The organism is Curtobacterium sp. HSID17257, from assembly GCF_003989515.1.
Taxonomy (GTDB): Bacteria; Actinomycetota; Actinomycetes; order Actinomycetales; family Microbacteriaceae; genus Curtobacterium.
Window position 1 is genome coordinate 1 of the sequence record NZ_RBLU01000197.1, and the last position, 2,413, is coordinate 2,413.

Annotated in this window: 2 protein-coding genes; both read right to left on the bottom strand. The window is 76.2% G+C overall.

Annotation, left to right across the window (positions count from 1 at the left end; translation table 11 throughout):
* Positions 1-1,115: AtzH-like domain-containing protein (locus tag D8M35_RS15950; protein WP_126892693.1), on the bottom strand; the 1,115-nt coding region annotated here is incomplete at its 3' end.
* Positions 1,112-2,299 carry an acetamidase/formamidase family protein gene (locus tag D8M35_RS15955; protein ID WP_126892694.1) on the bottom strand — a complete coding sequence of 396 codons (1,188 nt, stop codon included), beginning with the start codon at positions 2,297-2,299 and terminating at the stop codon, positions 1,112-1,114. The genes D8M35_RS15955 and D8M35_RS15950, both read right to left, overlap by 4 nt.
* Between the last annotated feature and the right edge of the window lie 114 nt (positions 2,300-2,413).

A 2,413-nucleotide genomic window follows, 5' to 3' on the forward strand; every position in this document is an offset into this window, starting at 1 on the left:
TGCCGCAGGAGCTCGCGCAGGTCGTCGAGCGGCGGGATCCCGAGGTCGTCGAGCGTCACGACCGGCAGGTGGCCCGCGACCGCACTGAAGGCGTCCTGCGTCGCCGGGTCCGCGGCGGCGAGGAGCTCGGCGAGCACGACCGGGACCCCGGCCTCCGGCGCGCGGTCCGCGTCGTGCGGCACCGAGGCGTCGAGGGCCCGGACCAGGGTGTCGGCGTCCCGGGTCAGCCACCCGACGGTGTCGAACGACGGTGCGAGCGGCAGCAGCCCCGCACGGTCGACGAGGCCGTGCGTCGTCCGCAGGCCCCACAAGCCCTGGTAGGAGGCCGGGATCCGCAGCGATCCCGCGGTGTCCGTGCCGAGTCCGACGTCCGCCGCGCCGGAGCGGACGGCCGATGCGGATCCGCTGGAGGAGCCTCCCGGCACCCGCGACGGGTCCGCACCGTTCGGCGGCGTGCCGTGGTGCTCGTTGCGTCCGGTCAGGGCGTAGGCGAACTCGTCGGTGCGCGCGATGCCGCGGACCGAGGCTCCGGCGTCGAGCAGCGCGGTGACCGCGGCGGCGGTCGCGGTCACGGGCTCCGACTCCCGCAGGTGGGTCGGGTTGCCGGCGCCGACGCGGTGCCCGGCGACGGCGTACAGGTCCTTCACGGCGACCGTCGCATCGTCGAGCGGGCCGCTGCCCGTGGGCGGGAGGAGCGGGTCGCCGACGACGCGCCACACCGTGGTGTCGAGGGGACGGGGTCGGCCGGTGACGTGCGCCGCCTCGATGCGCCACGCGTCGGCGTCGTGGCGCCAGAGCTGGGTCTGCAGACCCGACCCGCCGTCGCGGAAGGCGGAGACCGAGACCACGAGCGCGAGGTCCTCGGCGAGCACGCGGACTTCGACGCGGCTCAGGTGCCGCGGCGCGATGCCACCGCGCGTGCCGCGGAACGCGCTGATCGCCTCGTGCCCGACGAGCAGCCCGCGGTCGTCCCCGCGCAGCGTTCCGGGGGAGCGGACGAAGGCGTCGTCGAGCGCGGCCAGGTCGTCGTCGGCGAGCGCCCGCTCGTACGCGTCGAGCGCCTCGAGGAGTCCGGCGGGTGCGGTCGGACCACCGGTCTGCCGTGCGGCGCTCACCGGACGTCCGCGAAGTCGGCCTTGCGGATGCGGGCGTGCGCCCCGGTGACGAGGTCGACCACCTGCGAGACGTCGAAGTCCGTCGCCGCGCTGAGGTAGGCGTACGCCAGGTGCGGCTCCATGCCGTACCGGGCGCCGAGGATCGCGATCGCGTGCCGGACGCAGGCACGGACGGCCTCGTCGAGGTCGGGGTCGAGTCCGGTCGGCACCAGGAGGTCCTGCGTCTCGACGAGCGGCCAGACCAGTTCCCCGAACTGCTGCGCGGCCTCGGCGGCCGGCGTCACGTCGAAGCGCACGGTCGCGCGGAGTGACGCCTCCATGGCCGTGAGCGCGACCTCGCCGTCGCCCTGCGCGAAGTGCGGGTCGCCGACGTACGCGAGGGCGTCCGGCACGAGCACCGGCAGGTGCAGCTGCGCGCCGGCCTGCAGCAGGTTCACGTCGATGTTGCCGCCGTGGCGTCCGGGCGGGACCGAGTGCAGCCGCTCGCCGGGGGTGGCGACGCCCATGATGCCGAGGAAGGGTGCGAGCGGGAAGCGGGCGTACCGGTCGCCGCCCTCGGTGATCGGGATGCGGCCGCGGGGTCCGTCGTCGCCGGGCACGACGTCGGCGAAGACGCTCACGGTCCGCCCGTCGACCGGGTACTCGCCGTGCAGGGCTCCGCGACCGTGTCGGTTCGAGACGACGCCGTACGGCACGCGGGGGAGCGTCTCGAGCACGGTCATGGTCAGGACGTCCCCCGGCTCGGCCCCCGCGACGGCGATCGGACCGGTGACGACGTGCGGGCCGTCCCGATCGGGGTCGCGGCGAGCCTGCCGGGCGATCGCGACGGCGTCGGCGAGCACGTGCTCGGGCGGGACGCCGTGGCGGCCGAAGAAGGCGAGGGGGTCGCTGCCCTGGTCCGGCAGGAGCCCCTCGTGGCTCACCGTGTCGATCGTGAGGTCGTCGCCGGACGCGAGGGTGACGACGGGGCGGTCGTCGCCGTTCGGGAGCCGCCCCCAGAGCACCCGGTCGGCCTCGGCGGGCAGGTACCGGGTCGAACGCACGGGGCCGGTCCCCGGCTGGAGCACCGTCACCGGGGCCGCCGGGTCGGTGCCCCGGTCGACGGCCGTGGCCGTGGCCGTGGCGGTGGGCGGCGCGGTGCTGCGGTCGCCGTGCGCGGCGCCCGGGGTGGTTCCGTGGTGCATGTCCAGCACGCTAGGGGCAGTGCGCGCCGCGGCGCGGGCCGGAGCGCGATGTTTTACGTGTTCGTCACACGGTGGCCGCGCTGCGACGGCCACGGCAGTGGCGACGGGGGCGGC